General features: G+C 71.8%; 22 protein-coding genes. 6 read left to right on the plus strand and 16 right to left on the minus strand.

Translation table 11 applies throughout. The features are described from left to right. Nucleotides 1-427: 427 nt before the first annotated feature. The 7 genes from AB1K54_RS05360 to AB1K54_RS05390 form a co-directional block, all read right to left on the minus strand. Entirely contained in the window at nt 428-1495 is a 1068-nt protein-coding gene (locus AB1K54_RS05360) for an LLM class flavin-dependent oxidoreductase (RefSeq protein ID WP_371201691.1), read from the minus strand. Continuing rightward, the gene (locus AB1K54_RS05365) at nt 1492-2547 is read right to left on the minus strand and encodes a RimK family alpha-L-glutamate ligase (protein WP_371201692.1); all 1056 of its coding nucleotides are present in this window, start codon (nt 2545-2547) and stop codon (nt 1492-1494) included. Before AB1K54_RS05365 ends, AB1K54_RS05360 begins: the two co-directional genes overlap by 4 nt. 44 nt (nt 2548-2591) lie before the next feature. Further along, nucleotides 2592-3899, minus strand: coding sequence for an O-acetylhomoserine aminocarboxypropyltransferase/cysteine synthase family protein (locus AB1K54_RS05370; protein WP_371201693.1), 1308 nt, complete (start codon nt 3897-3899; stop codon nt 2592-2594). Between the two features lie 136 nt (nt 3900-4035). Further along, on the minus strand, nt 4036-4650 hold the full coding sequence (locus AB1K54_RS05375; protein ID WP_371201694.1) for an N-acetyltransferase family protein: 615 nt from the start codon (nt 4648-4650) through the stop codon (nt 4036-4038). 41 nt (nt 4651-4691) lie between these two features. Continuing rightward, nucleotides 4692-5384, minus strand: a complete 693-nt coding sequence (locus tag AB1K54_RS05380) for a uracil-DNA glycosylase (RefSeq protein ID WP_371201695.1) — start codon at nt 5382-5384, stop codon at nt 4692-4694. Nucleotide 5385: 1 nt separating this feature from the next. Next, complete coding sequence (locus tag AB1K54_RS05385; protein ID WP_371201696.1) at nt 5386-5898, minus strand: phosphoribosyltransferase; 513 nt, start codon at nt 5896-5898, stop codon at nt 5386-5388. Then, a complete protein-coding gene (locus AB1K54_RS05390) occupies nt 5895-6677 on the minus strand; it encodes an SDR family oxidoreductase (RefSeq protein WP_371201697.1) in 783 nt (260 codons plus the stop codon). Before AB1K54_RS05390 ends, AB1K54_RS05385 begins: the two co-directional genes overlap by 4 nt. Before the next feature lie 240 nt (nt 6678-6917). On the opposite strand from AB1K54_RS05390, the gene AB1K54_RS05395 reads away from it, so the two are divergent. The 3 genes from AB1K54_RS05395 to AB1K54_RS05405 all read left to right on the plus strand — a co-directional run bounded on the left by AB1K54_RS05395 (nt 6918) and on the right by AB1K54_RS05405 (nt 9944). After that, nucleotides 6918-8240 (plus strand): bifunctional o-acetylhomoserine/o-acetylserine sulfhydrylase, encoded by a 1323-nt coding sequence (locus AB1K54_RS05395; RefSeq protein ID WP_371201698.1) that lies wholly within the window; start codon nt 6918-6920, stop codon nt 8238-8240. A gap of 111 nt (nt 8241-8351) precedes the next feature. Then, entirely contained in the window at nt 8352-8582 is a 231-nt protein-coding gene (locus AB1K54_RS05400; protein WP_371201699.1) for a hypothetical protein, read from the plus strand. A 156-nt stretch (nt 8583-8738) separates the two neighbouring features. Further along, complete coding sequence (locus tag AB1K54_RS05405; RefSeq protein WP_371201700.1) at nt 8739-9944, plus strand: homoserine O-acetyltransferase; 1206 nt, start codon at nt 8739-8741, stop codon at nt 9942-9944. A 30-nt stretch (nt 9945-9974) separates the two neighbouring features. On the opposite strand, the gene AB1K54_RS05410 is transcribed toward AB1K54_RS05405, so the two are convergent. Further along, a complete protein-coding gene (locus tag AB1K54_RS05410) occupies nt 9975-10712 on the minus strand; it encodes an NUDIX domain-containing protein (RefSeq protein ID WP_371201701.1) in 738 nt (245 codons plus the stop codon). 123 nt (nt 10713-10835) lie between these two features. Continuing rightward, nucleotides 10836-12443: an FAD-dependent oxidoreductase gene (locus AB1K54_RS05415; RefSeq protein WP_371201794.1), complete on the minus strand. Its 1608-nt coding sequence runs from the start codon at nt 12441-12443 to the stop codon at nt 10836-10838. A gap of 295 nt (nt 12444-12738) precedes the next feature. Between AB1K54_RS05415 and AB1K54_RS05420 the strand changes: the two genes are divergently transcribed. Then, nucleotides 12739-13014 carry a metal-sensitive transcriptional regulator gene (locus AB1K54_RS05420; protein WP_371201702.1) on the plus strand — a complete coding sequence of 92 codons (276 nt, stop codon included), beginning with the start codon at nt 12739-12741 and terminating at the stop codon, nt 13012-13014. 103 nt (nt 13015-13117) lie between these two features. Here AB1K54_RS05420 and AB1K54_RS05425 read toward each other — a convergent pair whose 3' ends face one another. The 4 genes from AB1K54_RS05425 to AB1K54_RS05440 form a co-directional block, all read right to left on the minus strand. Further along, nucleotides 13118-14335, minus strand: coding sequence for an MFS transporter (locus AB1K54_RS05425; protein ID WP_371201703.1), 1218 nt, complete (start codon nt 14333-14335; stop codon nt 13118-13120). Between the two features lie 54 nt (nt 14336-14389). Beyond that, a complete protein-coding gene (locus AB1K54_RS05430; protein WP_371201704.1) occupies nt 14390-14716 on the minus strand; it encodes an MTH1187 family thiamine-binding protein in 327 nt (108 codons plus the stop codon). Between the two features lie 10 nt (nt 14717-14726). Then, nucleotides 14727-15965 (minus strand): hypothetical protein, encoded by a 1239-nt coding sequence (locus AB1K54_RS05435; protein ID WP_371201705.1) that lies wholly within the window; start codon nt 15963-15965, stop codon nt 14727-14729. Nucleotides 15966-16068: 103 nt separating this feature from the next. After that, on the minus strand, nt 16069-16923 hold the full coding sequence (locus AB1K54_RS05440) for an NAD(P)H-hydrate dehydratase (RefSeq protein ID WP_371201706.1): 855 nt from the start codon (nt 16921-16923) through the stop codon (nt 16069-16071). A gap of 30 nt (nt 16924-16953) precedes the next feature. Here AB1K54_RS05440 and AB1K54_RS05445 point away from each other — a divergent pair, with 30 nt between their 5' ends. Then, nucleotides 16954-18024, plus strand: a complete 1071-nt coding sequence (locus AB1K54_RS05445) for an NADH:flavin oxidoreductase/NADH oxidase (protein ID WP_371201707.1) — start codon at nt 16954-16956, stop codon at nt 18022-18024. 48 nt (nt 18025-18072) lie between these two features. Here the strand turns inward: AB1K54_RS05445 and AB1K54_RS05450 are convergent, their stop codons facing one another. Both AB1K54_RS05450 and AB1K54_RS05455 read right to left on the minus strand, forming a co-directional pair. Continuing rightward, nucleotides 18073-19152 (minus strand): hemolysin family protein, encoded by a 1080-nt coding sequence (locus AB1K54_RS05450; RefSeq protein WP_371201708.1) that lies wholly within the window; start codon nt 19150-19152, stop codon nt 18073-18075. Continuing rightward, complete coding sequence (locus AB1K54_RS05455; protein ID WP_371201709.1) at nt 19149-20564, minus strand: hemolysin family protein; 1416 nt, start codon at nt 20562-20564, stop codon at nt 19149-19151. The genes AB1K54_RS05450 and AB1K54_RS05455 overlap by 4 nt, the downstream gene beginning before the upstream one ends. A gap of 364 nt (nt 20565-20928) precedes the next feature. Between AB1K54_RS05455 and AB1K54_RS05460 the strand changes: the two genes are divergently transcribed. Beyond that, nucleotides 20929-21879, plus strand: a complete 951-nt coding sequence (locus tag AB1K54_RS05460; protein WP_371201710.1) for a hypothetical protein — start codon at nt 20929-20931, stop codon at nt 21877-21879. Between the two features lie 165 nt (nt 21880-22044). Here AB1K54_RS05460 and AB1K54_RS05465 read toward each other — a convergent pair whose 3' ends face one another. Next, nucleotides 22045-23514, minus strand: coding sequence for a GuaB1 family IMP dehydrogenase-related protein (locus tag AB1K54_RS05465; RefSeq protein ID WP_371201711.1), 1470 nt, complete (start codon nt 23512-23514; stop codon nt 22045-22047). Between the last annotated feature and the right edge of the window lie 19 nt (nt 23515-23533).

Raw genomic sequence — 23533 nt, forward strand, 5'->3', positions numbered from 1 at the left:
CACGATGCCCTCTCGTTCTTCATTGAATGAGTTCAACAACCCATAGATCGGATCTTTACCGGCGTTATCCTGCCCGTCGCCGCCGCATGGAGGATAGCCAGGCGCGATTCATCCGATCAATATCTCGAACAGTATTGAACACCGACGTCCGCGCACGGGCGCGGGTGCGAAGCCGCCGCCGGCGGCGGAACAGCCGGCCGGTCGGCCGTTACCGCAGCCACGTCCGGGCTCCTGTACGGCATCGCGAAAGAGGAGGACGACACCGCTCGGTCGGTTCTCGATCTCATTCGAGGCCGCGCGCAAGGACAGCTGAGCGAGGCTGCGGAAGGCCGGGCGAAGCCGACCGCAGAAGCCGGGTGAACCCGGCCCTGGCGACCCGGGAGCGCGATGACGGCTCATGCCGCCGACGAATCAGCGGCGCGCGACCCTACCCGATCGACGCGAAGCGCTCCGCGATCCGGTCCGACCCGGCCCGCACGAGCGGGATGACCTGTTCGGCGAAGCGCTCGAGTTCGGCCAGCGCGGGCGAGAACTGCAGCAGCAGCGTGTCGACGCCGACGGCCTCGAACGCGAGGATCTTCTCGGCCACCTGCTTCGGCGTGCCGACGAACCCCGGTCGCAGGCCTCGGTTGGACACCGAGTAGTCCTTGAGGTCGACCTGGGTGTCGAGCTGGGACTTGCTCACGAACTCCTGGTACGACGCGTAGGCGGCGCCTCCGCGCACGTCGGTGATGCGCTCCAGCTCGGCCTGCGCCTCCTCCTCGGTGTCGCGCACGATCGCGTAGGCGGCCATGCCGAAGTGGCGGAAGGGCTCGCCGCCGCGCTCCTGGCGCCGGCGCCGCATGTCGTCGATCTTCGCGGCGAGCTCGTCGACCGTTCCGCCATGGGTGAGGTATGCGTCGGCGAAGCCGCTGATGGCCGCGCGGCCCGCCTCGCTCTCACCTCCGGCGTAGATGAGCGGCAGCGTCTCGGGCTTGGGCTCGAGGTAGGTGCCCTCGAGCGTGAACGAGGCCCCCGCGTGGCTGTAGGGCGTCTCGGTCCACAGGCCCCGCAGCACCTCGACGTACTCGGCGGTCAGTGCATAGCGGTCGTCGTGGGCGCGGAACTCGACGCCGTACTGGCGGGCCTCTTCGGCCCACCACGCCGACACGACGTTGAGGGTGAAGCGCCCGCCCGAGATCGCCTGGATCGTCGCGGCCTGCTTCGCGGCCAGCGCCGGCGGGTGGTAGCTCGGCCGCAGCGCCACCATCAGCTCGATGCGCTGGGTCACCGCGGCCAGGGCCGTCGTTGTGGCCCACGCGTCGAACGTCGGGCCCTCGAAGCCGCGGATGTCGTTGAGGTTCAGCTCGGGGATGAGCGTCACGTCGAAGCCCACGGCCTCGGCCGTGCGCGCGATCTCGGCCAGATGCGCGAACGTCAGCGGCGTCTGCTCCTGTTCGATGTCGACGTTGCGCAGCCACCCGCCGAACACCGGGGTCCAGTAGCCGAACCTCATGCCGAGACTGTCGCGTAGCGCGCCGCGAGCTGCGCGCCGAGGAAGCGCGCGACCGCCGCGGCGGCCGACCGCGACGACACCGCCTCGACGTCGGGGCTGTAGTTCGTGTTCGTGTTGATGTCGTACGGCACGAGTCGCCCGTCGGGCGTCTCGAAGAACTCCACCCCGGCCACGTCGATGCCCTGCTCGGCGAGGAAGCCCTCGAGCTTCGCGATGAGCGGCGTCGAGGCGTCGATGTCGTCGCGCTCGCTGAACAGGCTCGGCGCACCGCCCTCGGGCACCTCGCACGCCGCGCCGGCGAAGCCCTGAATGCTCACGGCCCCGGCGGCGGCGACATCCGGAACATCGCACACCGCCCCCGCGAACCCGCCCTGCACGGGCACGGCGCACGCCTCGGCCGGGCACAGCTCGAACGAGCCCTGCGACGTGTCCACGCGCACCGCGTAGACGAAGCGGCCGCCCACGAACTCGGCGCGCGTGATGAAGGGGGCCGCGGTGACGACGTACTCCTGCAGGAGGGTGATGCCGTCGACCGGATGCTCGAACTCGGGCCCGTCGACGTACGCGTCGAACTCCTCGACCGAGTCGAAGCGACGCACGCCCAAACCCTTTCCGCCCTGGTTGTGCTTCGTGATGAAGGGCGTCGGCAGCTCGCGCGCCCGCGTCTTGAGGTCGTCGGTGCCGAAGACCACGATCGTGTGCGGCACCTCGAAGCCCGCCGCGCGCAGCGCCGCGTACTGCGCCGCCTTGTTCACCTCGAGCTCGACCACGCCGCTGCCGTTGACGACCGGGCGACCCCACGATTCGAGCCAGCGCAGCAGCGCGCGAGAGAGGTCCTTCGCGTGCTCGTGCCCGCGCGTGTGCGACGAGGCGCTCAGGCGCGACCAGAACACGCCGTGCGGCGGCTCGGCCGACAGGTCGAACGATCCGGACGTCAGGGGCCACTCGCGGTACGGCACGCCGGCTGCCTCGAGCGCCGCGGCCAGCGGCGGGATCCACTCGGGGTTCTCATGCAGGATGTAGACGGCGGGCGAGGACGACGATTCGCTCATGCCCCGATCGTAAGGACAGGCGCCCTCCCCGGCGCGGCGCGAGGTCATGCGGAGTCATGATCGGGGCCGTGCGCCGCCGCGAGACCCCGGTCGAGGTCGGCGACGATGTCGCGCGCGCTCTCGAGACCGACCGAGAGGCGGATGAGTCCGGGAGTGATGCCCGCGGCGAGGCGCTGCTGTTCGGTGAGCTTGCCGTGGATCGTGCTGCCGGTGTGCAGCGCGAGCGTGCGCACGTCGCCGATGTGGGTCATCCGGCTGATGAGCTCGAGGGCGTCGATGAACCGGATCGCGGCCTCGCGCCCGCCCGCGAGGTCGAACGACACCACCGAGCCGGCGCCGCGCGGCAGATACTCCCGTGCGCGCTCGTGGAACGGGCTCGAGGGCAGGCCCGGGTAGTCGACCGCTGCCACCGCCGGATGCTTCTCGAGCCACTCGGCCACGTGCTGCGCGTTGGCCACGTGCCGGTCCATGCGCACCGACAGCGTCTCGATGCCCTGCAGCAGCAGGAACGCCGAGAGCGCGGGCATCGTCGGACCGTAGTTGGCGATCGTCACGGACTTCAGGTGGGCGATGAGAGCCGACGAGCCGAACCGCTCCACGAACGAGGGCGCCCCCGTCGGCGACGGGCGCGTGAGCGCGCCGAAGCTCTCGCCGTGCGCGGCCCAGTCGAACCGGCCGGCGTCGACGATGACGCCCCCGATGACGGCGCCGTGCCCCGCGAGCCACTTCGACGTGGAGTGCACGACGACGTCCGCGCCGTGCTCGATCGGCCGGCTGAGGTAGGGCGTCGCGACGGTGTTGTCGACGATGAGCGGCACGCCGGTCTCGTGCGCGAGACGCGCCAGCCGCGCGAGGTCGACGACGTCGTTCTTGGGGTTCGGGATCGTCTCGGTGTACACCGCGCGCACGTCGCCGCCCGCCAGAGCGTCGCGCCACACCTCATCGGGCGCCGACTCGGGCACATAGGTGAAGCGGATCCCCTGCGCTGCGAGCGAGTCGTCGAACAGCAGCTTGGTGCCCTGATACAGACTGGCGGATGCCACCACCCGCGACCCCGCGGGGGCGAGGCTGAACAGCACCGCCGCGATCGCCGCCTGGCCGCTGCTGGTGAGCACCGCCCCGACGCCGCCCTCGAGGTCAGCCAGGCGCTCCTCGGCCACCGCGTTCGTCGGGTTCAGGTTGCGCGAGTAGAAGTAGCCCGCCTTCGTGCCGGCGAACCGCGACTGGGCGTCGTCGAAGTCGTCGAACGCATACCCGGCGGTCTGGTAGATCGGCGTGATGCGCGCGCCGAAGTCGCTGTCGATGCGGCTGCCGGCGTGGATCTGGCGGGTCTCGAAGTCGTAGCCTGTCACATCACGGGAGTATGCAGGACGCCGCGATCCCGCGATGAACCCGGCGACACGATCGGACGCATGACGCTCCCGGGCCGGGTGCGCGAACGGTGCGGCGCGCGCAACGCGGGGCACGCGGCATCCGTCCGATTCGTCGTCAGCGGCTGAACAGCCCGCGTTTTTTCGACTTGACCGGGCTGAGCGACTTCTGCAGGTAGATCGTGCCGAGCCACCGGCCGAACTTGAACCCGACCCGGCCCATGCGCCCCACCTCGACGAAGCCCAGCTTCTCGTGCAGGGCGACGGATGCCTCGGCCCCCTTGTCGCTGATGACGGCGACCATCTCGCGGATGCCCTGCTGCTCGCACGCGGCGATGAGCGCCTCGAGCAGCGCGCGTCCGAGTCCCTTGCCGGCGGCAGCCTGCCCGAGGTAGATCGAGTTCTCGACGGTGTAGCGGTACGAGGACTTGCCCGACCACGGTGCCACCAGCGCGTACCCGAGCACCTGGCCGGACGGCGATTCGGCCACCAGGAACGGCAGGCCGAGCTTGGTGAGGTGGGCGAGCTTGTGGCGCCACTGCGCGATCGTCCGCTTCTTCTCGTCGAAGGTCACCACCGAGTTGGTGACGTAGTAGTTGTAGATCTCGCGGATGTCGGGAAGATCCGTCTCGCGCACAGGACGGATCGTGTACGAGAACGCCCGCTCGGGCTCGGCGCGCCGAAGGTGGCGCGGCAGGCTGCGCTTGGTCTTGTCGTATTCCTCCTCCAGCACGCGTGACAGCCTACGCGTGCGCGCGGCCACGGCCGAAGGTGTCACTCCGGCAGGCGCCAGTCGACCGGGGCCGCGCCCTGCGCGGCGAGCAGTTCGTTCGCGCGCGAGAACGGCCGTGAGCCGAAGAAGCCGCGCGAGGCCGACAGCGGAGACGGATGCGCCGACTCGATGATGGGCCTCTGCCCCAGCAGCGGGCGCAGGTTCGCAGCATCGCGCCCCCACAGGATCGCGACCATCGGCGCGTCGCGGCCCACGAGCGTGCGGATCGCGTGCTCGGTCACCTTCTCCCACCCCCAGCCGCGGTGCGAGGCGGGCGAACCGGGAGCGACCGTGAGCACCCGGTTCAGCAGCATGACGCCCTGGTCGCTCCATGCCGACAGGTCGCCGTGCGACGCGGGCGGGATGCCGAGGTCGGCGTCGAGCTCCTGATAGATGTTCGACAGGCTCCGCGGGAGCGGCCGCACATGCCGGTCGACGGCGAAGGACAGGCCGATCGGATGCCCCGGCGTGGGGTACGGGTCCTGGCCGACGATCAGCACCTTGACGCCCGCCAGCGGCCGCTGGAACGCGCGCAGCACGCGGTCGCCCGCGGGGAGGTACCGCCTGCCCGCCGCCGTCTCGGCGCGCAGGCGCTCGCCGAGCGCGGCGATGTCGGGGCCCACGGGTGCGAGCGCCGACGCCCACCCGGCGTCGATGAGCCCTGCGTCGGCGAGCTCGGAAAGGGCCATCGCCATGTCAGCCCGCGTCCTCCTCGAGGACCGACCCGCGCAAGGACCACGGGAAGTCGATCCACAGCGCCGTGTCGCGCCACGAGTAGTCGGGCTGCACGATCGTGGTCGGCTTCGTGTAGATCACCGCCGAGCGCACGTCGGCGCCGCGCTCGCGCAGCAGCGCCACCGCGAGGGCGAGCGTGCGCCCGCTGTCGGCGACGTCGTCGACCAGCAGCACGCGGCGCTGGGCGAGGTAGGTCATGTCGAGCTCGGGCGGCAGCACCTCGGGGGCTTCCCGCACGGTGCCGACGCCGGTGTAGAACTCGACGTTGATCGCGCCGCAGTTCTTGACCCCCAGGCCGTACGCGATGGCACCGGCCGGCAGCAGGCCGCCGCGCGCGATCGCCACGACGACCTCGGGCACGAACCCGTCGGCGACGATGTCGCGCGCGAGGTCGCGAGACGCCTCGCCGAACGCGTCCCACGTGAGTCGCTCCCGCTCGGGGTTCGCGTCCTGCGCGGACTCCACCGCGCTCATCCGGCCTCCCGCACCCGCAGCGGACCGCGCGCGAGCAGGTGCTGCGCGGACTGCGCCACCGGGCGCATCGTCACGAGGTCGAGGTTCACGTGCCCGGGGAGGTTCAGCGCGTACGCGATCACGTCGGCGACGTCGTCGGCGGTGAGCGGGGCCTCGACGCCCGCGTAGACCCGGGCTGCGGCATCCGCGTCTCCGCCCAGCCGGTTCAGGGTGAACTCGTCGGTGTGCACCATGCCGGGCGCGATCTCGATGACGCGGATCGGCTCGCCGTTGAGCTCTTGCCGCAGCACGTGCGCGACCATCGCCTCGCCCGCCTTCGCCGCGTTGTAGCCCCCGCCGCCCGGGTAGGGCGTGAAGGCGGCGGTCGAGGTGACGAAGAGCGTGTCGGCATGACCGGATGCCTCAGCCCCCGCCCTCAGCTGCGGCAGCAGCGCCGCCACCAGTCGCTTTGCCGACAGCACGTTGGCCTCGAACATCCACGTCCAGTCCGAGGCATCGCCGTGCTCGATGCGGTCCGCCCCGCGCGCGCCGCCCGCGACGTGCACGAGGGCGTGCAGCGCGCCGGAGTCGGCCAGCCACTGCGCGAGCGCGTCGACGTCGGCGGGCACCGTGAGGTCGGCGGCGAACGCCGCGGCGCCCGTCTCGGCCTCGAGGGCTGCCAGCCGCTCGGCGCGCCGTGCGACCGCCACGACGTCCCAGCCGCCGCGCCGCAGCGCCCGCACCGCCGCCGCGCCGATCCCCGAACTCGCCCCCGTCACCACAGCACGTCTTTCAGCCATGTCTCCACGCTACCGACCCCCGTGGACCCACGCGCACCGAGGCTCCGCGTGGCGCGTCAGCGGCGCGGGGAGAGGGCGCGGGGGCATCGGTCCGTGCGACCGGGGCGCGCGCAGCGGCGCGAACGGGGGCGCGCGGGAGGTTACGTCACATTTCCCGCACCTTGTCGACGGGAGCGCGCCTTTCGTAGTCTCGGACAAGCCCGCGACGCCGCTCGTCGCCCCGAACCCGCAGGAGCCGACATGTCCGCAACCGAGAACTGGCGCTTCGAAACCAAGCAGATCCACTCGGGCGCCCAGCCCGACCCGACGACGAAGTCGCGCGCCACCCCGATCTACCAGACCACCTCGTACGTCTTCGACAGCGCCGACCACGCCGCGAACCTCTTCGCGCTCGCCGAGTTCGGCAACATCTACACGCGCATCCAGAACCCCACGCAGGATGTCGTCGAGCAGCGCATCGCCGCGCTCGAGGGCGGCACCGGGGCCCTGCTCGTGGCGAGCGGCCAGGCGGCCGAGACCTTCGCGGTGCTCAACATCGCGCAGGCGGGCGACCACATCGTCTCGTCGTCGTCGATCTACGGCGGCACCTACAACCTGTTCAAGTACACGCTCGCCAAGCTCGGCATCGAGACGACGTTCGTCGAGAACCAGGACGACCTCGAGGAGTGGCGCAACGCGGTGCGCCCCAACACGAAGCTGTTCTTCGCCGAGACGATCGGCAACCCGAAGATCAACATCCTCGACATCCGCGCCGTCGCCGACGTCGCGCACGAGAACGGCCTGCCGCTGATCGTCGACAACACGATCGCGACGCCCTACCTCATCCGTCCGTTCGAGCACGGCGCCGACATCGTGCTGCACTCGGCCACGAAGTTCCTCGGCGGCCACGGCACCACGATCGGCGGCGTGATCGTCGACGGCGGCAGCTTCCCGTGGTCGCAGCACGTCGACAAGTTCCCCGGTCTCACCGAGCCCGACCCGTCGTACCACGGCGCCAGCTACACCACCGCCGTCGGCGACGGCCTGGCCTACATCATCAAGGCGCGCGTGCAGCTGCTGCGCGACCTGGGCTCTGCGATCGCCCCGATCAGCGCCTGGCTGCTGCTGCAGGGCATCGAGACGCTGTCGCTGCGCATCGAGCGTCACGTGCAGAACGCGCAAGAGATCGCCGAGTGGCTCGAGAGCCACGACGACGTCGCGACGGTCAACTATTCGGGCCTGCCCACCTCACCCTGGTACGCGACCGCCAACCGCTACGCGCCCAAGGGCGTGGGCGCGGTGCTGTCGTTCGAGCTGAAGGGCGGCGTCGAGGCGGGCCGCGAGTTCGTGAACTCGCTGACCCTGTTCAGCCACCTCGCCAACATCGGCGACGTGCGCTCGCTGGTCATCCACCCCGCCTCGACCACGCACTCGCAGCTCACGCCCGAGCAGCAGCTCACGACCGGCGTCACGCCGGGCCTGGTGCGGCTGTCGGTCGGCATCGAGAACATCGACGACCTGAAGGCCGACCTCGAGCAGGCGCTCGGCGCCGCCCGCCGCGTCGCCGAGGCCGCGCGCGCCTGACCCCAGGGTGACAAGGTGGCCGATGCCCCGCCCACGCCTCGCGACGGGTCGGGGCATCCGCCGTCTCAGCCGGTTCTCCCGTTGGCGGCCGCGACGTGAGATCATGCCGCCATGTCGAGCGTCGAACCCTTCATGCCCGCCCACGAGCCGCCCGCGCCGCGTCCGGACACCGAGCGCGACATCGACGGCGACGTCGACGTGATCCTCGAGCCGGAGGATCCCGCGCAGGCGGGCGCTGCGGCGTTCGACCCGGATGCCCCGCCGCCGCCCTTCCACCCGCCGGTGCCCGGCGAGCACCTCACCCGTGACGAGCTGGAGCACGACCTCGACGACGAGGCGTAGCCGTCGCCCGCTGCCTCCTCGTCCGGCGCGACTGCGCCAGTTCCGTGCAGGCGCGCCCCTTTTTGCGCAGCGGTCGCATGGAACTGCCGCGCGACGCGCACGACCGGCTCATGTAACGCGGACGGATCACGCCCCCTGACCGGCGAGAATAGACGAATGGACTGGCAAACCTCCGAAGACACCGTGCCCTCGGCGCCGGTGACGGAGGCCGACGCGCGCCAACTGCTGGGCAGGCCCCCGGCGACCGGCGCGTGGCGCGACGGCGATCCCGCCGGCAACCGCCGCTTCGCCGCGTTCGGCACGTTCCGCACCGAGGGCGGCGGCGAGCTTCCGGGCTATCGCATCGCGTACGAGACCTGGGGCGAGCTCAACGCGGCGCGCGACAACGCCGTGCTGGTGCTGCACGCGCTGACCGGCGACAGCCACGTGCGCGGCGACGCGGGGCCGGGGCATCCCACCGCCGGCTGGTGGGACGACATCGTCGGCCCCGGCGCACCGATCGACACCGACCGGTGGTTCGTGGTCGCGCCGAACATGCTGGGCGGATGCCAGGGCTCGACCGGTCCGGCCAGCATCGCGCCGAACGGGGTGGAGTGGGCCTGGCGGTTCCCGTACCTCACGACCCGCGACCAGGTCAACGCGCAGGTGCGCCTCGCCGACGCGCTCGGCATCGACGCGTGGGCAGGCGTGGTCGGCGGATCGATGGGCGGCATGCACGCGATGGAGTGGGCGATCGGCTTCCCCGAGCGCGTACGGCGGCTCGGGGTGCTGTCGGCGCCTCCGGTCAACACCGCCGACCAGATCGCGCTCAACTCGGTGCAGCTCGAAGCGATCCAGATCGACCCCCGGTTCCAGGGCGGCGACTACTACGACGCCGATGCCGGCGACGGCCCCCATCGCGGGCTCGCGCTCGCGCGGCGCATGGCGCTGCTGAACTACCGCTCCCCCACCGAACTCAACCAGCGCTTCCAGCGGTCGTGGCAGTCGGGCGTGAGCCCGCTCGGGCACGGCGGCCGGTTCGCCGTGGAGTCGTACCTCGACTTCCACGGGAACAAGTTCACGCGCCGCTTCGACGCGAACTCATACCTCACCCTCGTCGAGGCGATGAACTCGCACGACGTCGGCCGTGACCGCGGCGGGGTCGAAGAGGCGCTGGGCCGGGTCACCGCCACAACGCTCGTGCTGGGAATCGACAGCGACCGGCTGTTCCCCGTCGACGGGCAGCACCGCATCGCGCGCGGCATCGGCACGACTCTCGACGGCGACCGCGCGGTGGTGCTTTCCAGCGACTTCGGCCACGACGGCTTCCTCATCGAGACGACGGCGGTGGGAGCGCACCTGCGGCGCCTGTTCGACGCCTGAGCCCGCACGGCGCGCAGGCGACGAGCACCGTCAGAGCGAGCGCTCGTACGTCCAGGGCACGTCACCGGCGGTGAGGCGGTGCCGGGCCGTGCCGGCGGCCCCCGCCTCGTCGTACTCGGCGTCCTCGGCCCACAGCATCACCCGCCCGTGCGGGCCGCGCCGCGCGCGGGACTCGAACAGGCGCACGCCGCCGAGGCGCGAGAGGGCGAGCAGGTCGTCGACGGATGCCTGTCCCGCGAACTCGTGAAGGGTCACCCACGTCGGCGGGTAGAGGATGAGCTCGCCGCGGGCATGGCGCTCCAGCACGTCGGCCGGACGCGTCCACGCGGCCGACACCGCCTCGTCGGCGGCGAGCGCGAGGGTCTCGTCGGCCGGAGCCGGCGCGACGAAGAACCACGTGCGGATGCTCGGACGCGCGCCCGGTGGCGGGGTCCACACGGAGTGGGTCGCCATGCCCGTCGCGTCGACGACGAGCCCGGTCTCCTCGCGGGTCTCGCGCACCCCCGCACGACGTGCGACACGCTCCTCGGGCTCGTCCGCCGCTGCTCTATCCCCCGGATCGAGCTTGCCGCCGGGAAACACCCAGGCGCCCGCGAACGAGCCCCGATCGGGTCGTTCGATCATGAGCACCTCGGGTCCGCCCTCGGCGTCGCGCGCGAGCACGACCGTCGCGGCGATCGCAGGCGCGGCCTCGGGGCCGCCCGGGTCGACCTCGTCGACGGCGGCGGCCCGGAGGGCCCGGTAAGCGGGTGAGGTCGGCTCAGGCATCGCTCTCAGCCTATGACCCGTTGCTGTCTTCGCGGCTCGGGAGCATGCCGGGCCGGCCGCCGGGCGGCAGGTGGTGATCGCCGGACATGGCCGCCCGCGCGACCGGCGGGAGTCGACCGGACGTCACGATGCCCTCCGCGGCTCTTGACGCGCATGGGCGTCGCGCCACGTTTGGTAGCCGCCGTCGAGGTTGCGCACCGCGAAGCCGCGCTGGGCAAGGATGCGGGTGGCGAGGTGGCCGCGCAATCCGACCTGGCAGTTCACCACGAGAGGCGCACGCGGCAGTTCGTCGATGCGCTCGCGCAGCTCGTCCAGCGGCACGTTGACGGCTCCGGGAATGGCGCCCCGTGCGAACTCGTGCGCCGTGCGCACATCGATCAGGGCGGCGCCGGCGGCCAGTTCCTGGTCCAGTTCGTGCCACTGCACCGTCGGGGTCGTGCCGGTGCGGGTGTTCTCCGCGACGTAGCCGAGGAGGTTGACCGCGTCCTTGGCCGATCCGAACTGCGGAGCGTACGCGAGTTCGAGGTGGGCGAGCTCGGCAGCGGGAAGGCCCGCGTGCATGGCGGTGGCGATCACGTCGATGCGCTTGTCCACCCCGTCGCGCCCGACGATCTGGGCTCCGAGGATGCGATCGGACGCGGGGTCTGCGAGCAGCTTCATCGAGAACGCCTCGGCCCCCGGATAGTAGCCCGCGTGCGATCCCGGGTGCACGTGCACGGCGTAGAAGTCGCGACCGGCGGCGCGCAGTCGCCTCTCGCTCCATCCGACCTTCGCGGCGGCGAGGTCGAACACCTTCACGATCCCGGTGCCCAGTGCCGGCGCCGCGGCCGCCGCGCGACCCGCGATGACGTCGGCGACCATCCGGCCATGCCGATTCGCCAGGCCCGCCATGGTGACCAGCGTGGGCTCGCCGCCGACGAGGTCGCTCTTTTCGACGCCGTCGCCGACGGCGAAGATGTCGGGGTCGCTCGTGCGGCAGGTCTCATCGACCCAGATGCCTCCGGTCTCGCCGATGCGCAGTCCGGCCTCGACGGCAAGACCGATCTCGGGGACGACACCGGATGCGTCGACGATGAGCGCTGCGCAGATCGCCGTGCCGTCGCTCAGAATGACCATGCCGTCCTCGATACGGTCGATCTGCACGCCCAGGCGCACCTCGACACCGCGCTCGCGCACGGCGGCCTCGACGGGGGCCGCCATCTCGATGTCCAGCGGGGACAGCAGTTGACCGCCGCGCTGCACGAGCGTGACGCGCGCGCCCCGGGCGACGAGGTTCTCCACGGCCTCCAGGCCCGTGTAGCCGCCGCCGACGACGACGACCGGAACGCCCGCGTCGCTCACTGCGGTGCGGATCCTGTCGGCGTCATCGACGGTGCGCAGGCTGAGGGTGGGGATGCCCGAGACCGGCTCGTCGCGACGCGGGCGCGCACCGAGCGCGAGGATGAGCTTGTCGTAGGCCTCGGTGCTGGCCGCTCCGGTCTCGAGGTCCACGACGTGGACGGACCTGGTCGCCGGGTCGATGCGCACGACCTCGTGGCGCACGCGCACATCCAGGCGGAAGCGACGGTGCAGCGATGCAGGGGTCTGCAGCAGCAGCGAGGAGCGGTCGGCGATGACTCCCCCGACGTAGTACGGCAGACCGCAGTTGGCGTACGAGACCTCGGGGCCGCGCTCGAAGACGGTGATGTCGGCGGTCTCGTCGAGGCGGCGCATCCGGGTGGCCGCCGACATGCCTCCGGCCACACCGCCGACGACGATCACGCGCAGCGACGTGGTCACCGCTGGAACAGCTTCGACAGGCCGCGGCGCGGGCTCGGCTCAGGCTCGTGCCCGGAGCACCACTGCGATGCGGGCACCGTGCGGCGGACCGCCTCGATGTGCTCGCCGCACCCCGCCCAGGTTGTCTTGCCGCAAGTCCGACACTTCACCGCACGACACATCTCTCTGCTCCTTCGTTTCGATATCTCTCGTCTGCCAAAATACCCCTGGGGGTATAGTGAGTGTACTCGACGAGGCAAGGAGCGCCATGACCACGGTGGATGTCCAGACGCAGCGGAAGATCCTGAACCGGCTGCGGCGCGCCCAGGGACAGCTGACGGCCGTGATCGCGGCGGTCGAGCGTGGAAACGACTGCAGGACGGTCGTCACTCAGCTGTCAGCGGTGAGCGCCGCGCTCGACAAGGCGGGGTTCCAGATCATCGCGACCGCGATGAAGGACTGCCTGGTCGAGTCCGCAGATGAGGCCGGCGACGGCGCCGTCTCGTTGGCCGAGCTCGAGAAGCTCTTCCTTTCGCTCGCCTGAGCGGCCCCGCGGCGCGGAGCGGCCCACCAGAGCGCGGACCGGGTCACGCCACCGTCGGGCCACGGCGAGCGGGGGGCTCGAAGCTGCGCACAGCGCCGGCGTATCAGCCGACCACGCGCACCGCGTGACGCTCGGTCGCCAGGCTCACGAGGGCGATCGCCAGGCCGCACAGCGCGAGCCCGACGCCGACCCACGCCGGCGCCACGAACCCGAGCCCGGCGGCGATGACCACGCCGCCCAGGAGCGCTCCGAGGCTGTTGCCGATGTTGAGCGCCGAGTGGTTCAGGGCCGCGGCGATCGACTGGTTGTCCTGCGAGACATCCATGAGCCGCGTCTGGATCGTGGGGCTCAGCACCGACGACACGAACCCGGTGGCGAACACGAAGAACGCGAGCGCCCAGATCCCGTGCGACGTCAGCGCGAGCAGGGTCAGCACGACCGCGAGCGCGGCGAGCCCGCCGACGAGAGTGCGCGTGAGGTTCACGTCGGCGAGATGCCCGCCGACGAGGTTTCCGATGGTCATGCCCACGCCCATCAGCACCAGCACGATCGGCACCGCCCACTCGGGCGACCGGGCGATCTCGGTGACCATCGGGGCGACGTAGCTGTAGACGGCGAAGAAGCCGCCGAAGCCGACCGCGCCGATGCCCAGCGCATACCAGACCTGGCCGATGCGGAACACCTTGAGCTCATCACGGAGCGTCCGGCCGGGGTCTCCCGGATGCTCCGGCACGAACAACCCGATCAGCACCGTCGCGAGGGCGAAGATGCCCGCCACGACCAGGAACGCCGCTCGCCATCCCGCCTGCTGACCGAGGAACGTGCCCAGCGGCACGCCGACGACGTTCGCGACCGTGAGGCCCGTGAGCACGAACGACACCCCCTTCGCGCGCATGCCGGGGCCGAGCACGTCGGCGGCGACGAGCGCGCCGATGCCGAAGTACGCGCCGTGCGGAAGCCCGGCGAGAAAGCGGGATGCCGCGACCAGCTCGAACGTCGGGGCCAGGAAGGTCAGCGCGTTGAAGACCGTCAGCGCGAGCGCGAGGCCGATCAGGACGCGGTGCCGTGGAAACCTGGCGACGGAGCCTGCGATCGTGGGCGCGCCCACGACGACGCCGAGGGCATACAGGCTGATGAGCCAGCCGGCCTGGGCGATGGCGTCCTCGGGGCTTACGGCCCACATGGCAGGCAGGAGCTCCTCGGCGATGTTGGGCAGCAGACCCATCACGACGAACTCGGTCATGCCGATGCCGAAGCTGCCGACGGCGAGCGAGACGAGCGCCCAGGCTGCCGCGCTGCGGGTCTTCGTCGGAGAGTTCACCGCGTCATGCTAGCGGCGACGCGGCGAGCGTGCGATGCGAGTCGACGCCGGGCGTCACCGCTCGTCGCCGAGCGCGCGCTCGAGGCGCTCGACCTTGGCGTCGATCTCGCCGCTGTAGCCGGGACGGATGTCGGCTTTGAGCACGAGCGACACGCGTGAGCCGAAGGGCAGCACGGCCTCGGTCGCGCGGCGGACGACGTCGAAGACCTCGTCCCACTCCCCCTCGATCTCGGTGAACATCGAGGTGGTGCGGTGCGGCAGGCCCGAGTCGCGCACGACCCGCACGGCGGCGGCGACCGCGTCGTGCACGGAGCCGTCGGCGCTTGCCGTTGCCGCAGCGGGTCCGGTGCCGCTGGGTGCGACGGAGAAGGCGACGAGCATGGGGTTCCTCCTAGGGGATCGGTTCAGGCGCCGGCGCGGCCGCGACGGCGCGGCGGGCGCGGTGCGGATGGGTGCGAGTGCGCGCGAGCATCACCATCGTCCACCCGAACAGCACCACCAGCAGCACGTTGCGGGCCGTCAGCACCGCCACGGGGAAAGGCTCGGGGCTCGTGACCCCACCGTACGTCAGCGGGTACACCACCTGCGTCAGCAGCGCCGCCACGAGGGCGAGGGCCGCGGGCGGCCACCAGCGCCGGCGGTCGAGCACGAGCCCGATCGCGAGCGGCGCGATGAGCCATGACAGGTACTGCGGCGAGCCGACCTTGTTGAAGACGATCATCGCCAGCACGAGCGCGAGCGCGAGCGGCGGGAACAGCCCCGCGAAGGTCGCTGCGCGCCACGCCTTGACCGCGCCGACGGCGACCACCGCGATGAGCGCGGCCACCAGCACCGGCGTCATCACCGCGATGACGGCCTCGACGCCGGGTCCGGTCACCTGGAACGTCAGGATCTCATGGTCGTAGTAGACGAACGAGTCCGGATGCCCCGCCACCGCGCGCCACAGATAGAAGGCACTCACCGGGGCCTCGACCTGCAGCCCGCGCCCCGTCTGCTCGGTCACGAACGCCAGCGCATGCGCTCCGCCGCCGAGGACGACGATCGTCAGCAGGACGACGCCGGAGAGCGCCAGGGTCGTCCCGATCACCGCGAGGCGCCGTCGCACGGCCACCACGGCCGCGACGATCAGCGCCGCCGGCCACACCTTGATCCACATCGCGACGGTCAGCAGCGCCGACGCGATCCACGGCCGTCCGACGAGCCACAGGCACCCCGCGAGCGCGATCGGCGTCGTGACGCCCTCGAGCCGGTACATCCCGACAGGACCCAGCATCGCGATGAACACGAGCCAGAACCACGCCGTGACGAAGCGTCCGCTGGAGCGCCCACGGCCGACGAGGATCGCGAAGGCGGCGGCATCCAGCGCCGTCACCAGGAGCGCCCACGCGATCTCGTAGCCGGCGATCCACTGCAGGCCCTTGGCCAGCACCAGCGGCACCAGAGCGAGCTGGGGGTACACCCACGCGACGTCGATGCCCGCCACGCCCCGCCCGGTGAGGGCATCGGTCGACCAGGTGAGGTAGACGAGCTGCACATCGCCCATCGGCTGGTTCGGAAGCACCCACCCGAGGGCTGCGACCCCGACGTGCACGACCGCGAACGCGATCCACAGCACCGCCCGCTTCGACACGTCCCCCATCCTAGGAGGGGCTCCCTCTTGCTGCTGCGGACTCGTCTTCTGAGGGCAGCGGCGGGTTCGCACCCGCGGAAGGCGACTGCGCAACGGGGTCGAATCAGCCCGCGAGCGCCTGCGCGACGACGCCCGGGAGCGCCTCGGCGACGTCGAGCGCCGTGATCGGGCCGCCCGACGGCCCGCGCCCCGCCGCCGCCGCGGTGCCGGCGCGGCCGTGCACCCACGCCCCCGTCGCGGCGAGCGCGGCCAGCTCGTCCGTGCCCAGCGCGCGGTCATCGGCGCCCGCCCCGGATGCCGCCGCGCCCGCGACGACGGCGCCGATCACGCCCGCCAGCACGTCGCCGGTGCCCGCCGTGGCCAGCCACGGCGTGCCGCTGTCGACGATCCTCGCCCAGCCCGACGGGCTCGCCACCACCGTGCGCGCCCCCTTGAGCACGACCACCGCCTCGAGTGCGGCGGCGGTCTCAAGAGCGGATGCCTCGCGCTGGCCGTCATCGGCCGGTGCGAGCCCCAGCGCACGGCGCAGCTGCGCGTGCTCGCGATCGTGCGGGGTCACCACCCGCGGAGCCGTCGCTCGGACTGCGGCCTCCAGCGCCCCCGCGTCGACCACGACGGGCACCGCGCCGGCCAGCAGCGCGCGGAGCGCGGCATCCGTCTCGTGTTCCGCCGCCGGCGCGGGGGTGCCGGACCCGACCACCCACGCCTGCGCCCGCCCCTCGACGGTCACCGTCTCGGGGCGCCGCCGCAGCACGAGCTCGCGCGCGAACGCGGGCCCGAGGTAGCGCACCATTCCCGCGCCCGTGCGCCAGGCCGCCTCGACGCCGAGGACCGCAGCGCCGGGGTACTCGTCGGAACCGGTGCGAAACCCGACGACACCTCGGGAATACTTGTCATCGCGCGCGGTTGGCAAGCGGAGGACCCGCGCCGCGTCGTCCGCCGTCCACGTGCCGATCATGGCCACACCCTATCCCCCAGGACCTGCCCGATGAGCCTTCTGTTCTCGCCCTTGACCGTCCGCGACCTCACCCTGCGCAACCGCCTGTGGGTCGCGCCGATGTGCCAGTACAGCGCGATCGACGGCATCCCCCAGGAGTGGCACCACACCCACCTCGCGCAGTTCTCGTCCGGCGGGGCGGGGCTGGTCGTCGCCGAGGCGACCGCCGTGTCGCCCGAGGGCCGCATCTCGCCCGAAGACACCGGGATCTGGTCCGACGCGCACCGCGACGCATGGGCGCCGATCGTCACCGCGATCCGGGTGCGCGGCGCCGCCGCGGGCATCCAGCTCGCCCACGCCGGGCGCAAGGCCTCGACCTGGTCACCGCTGACCGACCGCCGCGGCTCAGTGCCGCACAACGAGGGCGGGTGGCAGACCGTCGCCCCCTCTGCGCTCGCCTTCGACGGGTACGCCGTGCCCGTCGCTCTCGACGCCGCGGGCCTGGACAAGGTCGTCGCGGACTTCGCCTCGGCCGCGCGACGCGCCGTCGAAGCGGGCTTCGAGGTGCTCGAGGTGCACGCCGCGCACGGATACCTGCTGCACGAGTTCCTGTCGCCGTTGTCGAACCGGCGCGACGACGAGTACGGCGGGTCGCTTCAGAATCGGGCGCGACTGCTGCTGCGAGTGGTCGGCGCGGTGCGGGATGCCGCACCGGCCACCGCCCTGTTCGTGCGCTTCTCTGCCAGCGACTGGGCTGCGGGCGGCTGGACGGTCGAAGAGACCGCGACCGTCGCGGGCTGGGCGAAGGACCGCGGCGCCGACTTCTTCGACATCTCCAGCGGCGGGCTCGTCGCCCACCAGCGCGTCGAAGCCGGCCCCGGGTACCAGGTCGCCTTCGCCGCCCACGTCCGCCGCACCGCAGGCGTTCCCGTCAGCGCCGTCGGCATGATCGACGACGGCGCCCTCGCCGAGTCGGTGCTCGCCGCCGGCGACGCCGACGCGATCATGGCCGGGCGCGAGTGGCTGCGCGACCCGCACTACGCCCTGCGCGCCGCGTCCGAGCTCGGCGCCGCCATCGACTACTGGCCCGCGCAGTACCTGCGCGCCCGCCGCGCGGCCTGAGCCGGCGACGAGACGGCCACTTGGGCCCTCGCGCGGCGTCGTCGCCTGTCAGCGACGGATGCCGCGGCGCGTGGCGTCCTGGATCTCGCCGATCAGCTCCTCGATGACGTCCTCGAGGAACAGCACACCGGTGGTGCGGGCCTCGTCGTCGCGAACCTGGGCGAGGTGCCTGCCCGCGCGGCGCATGAGGGCGAGCGCGTCCTCGAGGTCGGTCGACTCGAGCACCGGCACCATGCGGTGGATGCGCCGAGCCGGAAGCGGCCGGACGGCTCCGGCCGCTTCCGGCGCGGCATCCGGGTCCTGGGCCGGCTCGGCGGCCCGCAGCACGTCCTTCAGGTGCACGTATCCGATCGGCTGGCCCTCGTCGTCGACGATCACGTAGCGCGAGAAGCCGTGCTGGGCGACCGCGCGCTCGATCTGGTCGGGAGTCGTCGCCTCGGGGAGGGTCACCAGGTCGCCGAGCGGAACCGCGACGTCGACCGCCTTCTTGTCGGTGAACTCCAGCGCGGCCGCGACCGTGCCGGAGGCGTCGTCGAGCACTCCCTCGATACGCGATTGGCTCACGATCGTGGCGACCTCCTCGAGCGTGAAGGTCGAGGATGCCTCGCTCTTGGGCTCGACGCGGAACAGGCGCACCGCGTGGTTCGCGATCCAGTTCAGCACGACGATCACCGGGTGGAAGAGCTTCGAGACCCACACGATCGGCGTCGCGAGCATCAGCACCGCACGGTCGGGAACCGAGAACGCGAGGTTCTTCGGCACCATCTCGCCGAACACGACGTGCAGGTACGACACGACCACCAGTGCCACCACGAAGCCGATCACATCGACCGTGGACTCGCTCAGCCCGGTGAGTTCGAGCGGCGCCGCCAGCAGGTGGTGGATCGCCGGCTCCGACACGTTCAGGATCAGCAGCGAGCAGATCGTGATGCCCAGTTGGCTCGTGGCCAGCATGAGCGTCGCGTGCTCCATCGCGTACAGCGCCGTCTTCGCCGCACGCGATCCCTTCTCGGCCATCGGCTCGATCTGAGAGCGCCGCGCCGAGATGACGGCGAACTCCGCGCCCACGAAGAACGCGTTCGCGACCAGCAGCACGAACAGCCACGCGATTCCCGCCCAGTCGCTCATCGCCGCTCACCGCCTTCGTCGCCGCCGGGGGCCGGATCCGCGCCCGAGGCTGCGCGCGCCGCGTCGGCGTCGGCAGGAGCAGGCTCGGGGAGCGTCGCGGCCGTCCCTCCCGCCTCGTGCGGCATCGGGGTGGGCGTGAAGCGCACCCGCTCGACCCGGCGACCGTCCATGCCGACCACGTCGAGCGTGCCGTCCTCGACCTCGACCTTGTCGCCGACCACCGGAATGCGCTCGAGCCGGCTCATGAGGAACCCGCCGACCGTGTCGTAGACGTCGCCCTCGGGAATGCGGATGCCGGTGCGATCGAGCACCTCGTCGGGGCGCAGCTCGGCGGGAAAGACGACCCCGCCGTCGGTGCGGATGATCCCCGCCTGCCGGAGGTCGTGCTCGTCGAGCACCTCGCCGACGATCTCCTCCACGAGGTCCTCGAGCGTGACCACACCCGCGGTGCCGCCGTACTCGTCCACGACGACGGCCATCTGGTAGCCGCGGGCGCGCAGCTCCGACACGAGGGCGTCGAGGTGCACCGACTCGGGCATGCGCAGCGGCTCGGTCGCCAGCGCCATCGCCGGCACCTCGCCGCGCCGCTCGCGCGGCACCGAGACGGCGGCCTTGAGATGAACGATGCCGACGATGTCGTCCATCGAGTCCTCGTACACGGGGAAGCGGCTGTGCCCGGTGCGGCGGGCGAGCTGGATCACGTCGTCGACGGTGTCGGCGACAGACAGGGCGTGGATGCTGGGCCGCGGCGTCATCACGTCGGCGGCGCTCAGGCGCGCGAAGTTGAGGCTGCGGTCCAGCAGGCTCGCGGTGTCCTCCTCGAGCACGCCCGCGCTCGCCGAGCGGCGCACCAGGCTCGAGAGCTCCTCGGCCGTGCGTGCGCCGGACAGCTCCTCCTTCGGCTCGACGCCGAGGGCGCGCAGCACCCCGTTCGCGCTGCCGTTGAGCACGACGACCGCCGGGCGGAACACGGTGGTGAACGCGACCTGGAACGGCATGGCGAACTTCGCCGCCTGCCGCGGCACCGCCAGCGCCAGGTTCTTCGGAATCAGCTCTCCGAGGATCATCGACAGGATCGTGGCGATCGCGACGCCGATGATCGCCGCGAGCGGCACCACGACGCCTGCGGGCCACCGCCACGCCTCGAACACCGGCCGCAGCAGGTTCGAGATCGCCGGCTCCATCGTGTAGCCGGTCAGCAGCGTGGTGAGCGTGATGCCCAGCTGCGCGCTGGAGAGGTGCGTCGAGGTGATCTTCAGCGCGGCGATCGTCATCGACAGCCGTGTCTCGCCGCGCTCGCGGCGGGCTTCGAGGTCGGCGCGGTCGAGGTTCACGAGTGCGAACTCGCTCGCGACGAACAGCCCGGTGCCGATCGTGAGCAGGAGCCCCACGGCCAACATGATGTAGTCCATCACGCATCACCCCCGATCGTGGGGGCGGGGTCGTGGGGCGGGCGTCTGCAACTCGGCGGGTCGTCCATCTCGCGATGAGTCTACGGCAGTGCCGCCGCTTCGCGACGGGTGACGGATGCCGCGGCATCCGCCACCTGCGTGCCCCCGCCACGCCACGCCGCGACTGCGCCTGTTCGGTGCGAGTGCGGCGCATCGATCCGCCGCACTCGCACCGAACAGCAGCAGTCGCCCGGTCGAAGGCGGGCGAGGAGTGGATGCCGCGACCGCGGCATCCACTCCTCCCCAGGTTCTCTCGCGGACCGGTTCTGCACGGATCCCCGTCCGCACGGGTCGAGGCCGGCGGCGCTCCGTCCAGGCTCGACGGATGGACCTGACGACCGACCTCGACGTGATCCGCCGCCGCGAGCGCATCGACCCCATCGACAACCGTCGCCTCCGGCGCGCGCTCGACGACCGGACCTGGACGCGGGTAGCCCCGGGCGCGTTCGTCCTCACGACCCATTGGCGATCGCTCGATCCTCTCGAGCGGCATCGCCTTCGGGTCACCGAGGTCGCGCGACGGCTGCGCGGACCGGTGGTGTTCTCGCACTTCGCTGCGGCCGCTCTGTGGCGCATCGACGTCCTCGGCGCGTGGCCGGAGCTCGTCGACGTGTCGTGTCCGTCCGCGAGCGGCGGCCGCTCGAGCGGCGTCGTGCGTCGACGCACGCGGATCATGGCCGGCGTCGAGACTGTCTCGTGCGGGATGCACGCCGTGACCACGCCGGCGCAGACCGCACTCGACCTCGCCCGGAGCGAGGCCTTCGTGCGCGGGGTGTCGATCGTCGACCAGGCACTGTGGAAGGCCCGGCCGGAGGGCGCGCTCACCGACCTGTTCGAGATCGTCCGGCTCTGGGAGTCGCAGCAGGATCGCCGCGGCGTCGCACGCGCCGAGCGCGCGATCTCGTTCGCCTCTCCGCTGGCCGCGAACGTGCGCGAGTCGCAGGCCCGGGTCGTCGTCGCCGAACTCGGCTTCCCCACCCCGCGTCTTCAGGAGCGCCGCGTGCTCCCCGGTGGAAGGGTGGCGTACGCGGACCTGTGCTTTCCCGAGCAGGATCACTGGTGCGAGATCGACGGCCGTGCGAAGTACCGTGACCCCGTGTTCCTGGACGGCCGCACGCCCGAGCAGGCCGTCATCGACGAGAAGAACCGCGAGAACGAGATACGTCGCGAGGTGCACGCGTTCTCGCGGTGGGAGGCCGCGGACGCCGACCATCCGCGTCGGATCTACGACATCCTCACGCGCGACGGCCTGCCCAGCACTCGGCCCCGCCCGTGATCGAGGCCCCGCACCGCGAGTGCTGCACAAAGGTGCACATGCGGCACATCGATGCGGCGCAGTCGCACGGAAGCACAGCACTCCTGGTCGGTTCGCCGCGGAGCCGGGGCGCACGGGCCGAGCCGGGGCGCACGGGCCGAGCCGCGGCATCCGTCCCGGGAACCGCTACCAGCTGACCGGGAGCGCCTTGCCCTCCTCGTAGCCCGACGCCGACTGCAGGCCGACGCGCGCGCGATCGTGGAACTCGGGCACCGTGGCCGCACCCGCGTAGGTGAAAGAGGAGCGGATGCCGGAGGTGATCATGTCGAGCAGGTCTTCGAGTCCCGGCCGCAGCGGGTCGAGGTAGATCTTCGACGACGAGATGCCCTCGGCGAACAGCTCCTTGCGAGCAAGCTCGTACGGGTCGAGCCGCCCGAAGCGCTCGTGCACCGCCTTGGTGGATGCCATCCCCCACGATTCCTTGTACGCCCGCCCGTCGGCGTCGATCAGCAGCTCGCCGGGAGCTTCGATCGTGCCGGCGAACCACGAGCCGATCATGACGGCCGATGCCCCCGCTGCGAGGGCGAGCGCGACGTCGCGGGGGTAGCGCACGCCGCCGTCGGCCCAGACGGTCGCGCCCATCAGCCGCGCCGCCTCGGCGGTTTCGAGCACCGCCGAGAACTGCGGCCGACCGACCGCCGTCATCATCCGGGTCGTGCACATCGCACCAGGGCCCACACCCACCTTGAGGATCGACGCGCCCGAGACGACGAGGTCGTGCACGCCCTCGGCGGTGACGATGTTGCCGGCTGCCAGCGGGATGCCGAGGTCGAGGTCGGCGATCGTGCGCAGGGCCGAGAGCATGCCCTCCTGGTGCCCGTGCGCGGTGTCGACCACGAGCACGTCGACGTCGGCGGCGGCGAGCGCCCGCGCTTTGGCCGCGACATCGCCGTTGATGCCGACGGCGGCGGCCACGATGAGCCGGCCGGACGCGTCGACAGCGGGCTGGTAGATCGCCGAGCGCAGGGCGCTGCGCGCAGACAGCGTCCCGACGACCACCCCGTGGCGCAGAACGCACACGAGTTCGGCGTCGGCCGCCGTGATGAGGTCGAACGCCTGGCGACCCGTGGTGACGTCCTCCGCGTCGATCGAGGCGGCGCGCCCGCGCGCGAGATCGCCCAGCCGGGCGTCGGCGAGGGCCGTGCCCAGGCGCGTGGCCGGGACGATCCCGAGCACGTCGTCGGCGTGCAGTTCGGCGTACAGGTCGCCGGCCGGCTTGGCGGCCACCACGATGCCGTATCCGGTCGTCGCCGTCAGCAGCCGCGCGGCATCTGCCACCGTCGCCTCCGGCGGGAGCACGAGCGGCGTGTCCCACTGCACGGGCTGGGCTTTGACCCAGCGGATCGCCGCGTCGAGCTCCTGCAGCGGCATGTCCTGCGGCAGCACCCCCAGCCCGCCGCGGCGGGCCAGCGTCGCGGCCAGCCGCGCACCGGTGACCGAGTTCATGTTCGCCGAGACGATCGGGATCGTCGCGGTCGTGCCATCTCGCGGAGAGAGATCCACGTCGAGTCGACTCGCCACCGCTGAGCGTCGTGGGACGAGGAATACATCCGAATACGTCAGGTCGACGTCCGGCCGGTCTCCGTAGAACTCCATGTCCAGCAAGGTTAGCCAT

This window comes from Microbacterium sp. BWT-B31 (assembly GCF_041379855.1).
Classification (GTDB): Bacteria; Actinomycetota; Actinomycetes; order Actinomycetales; family Microbacteriaceae; genus Microbacterium.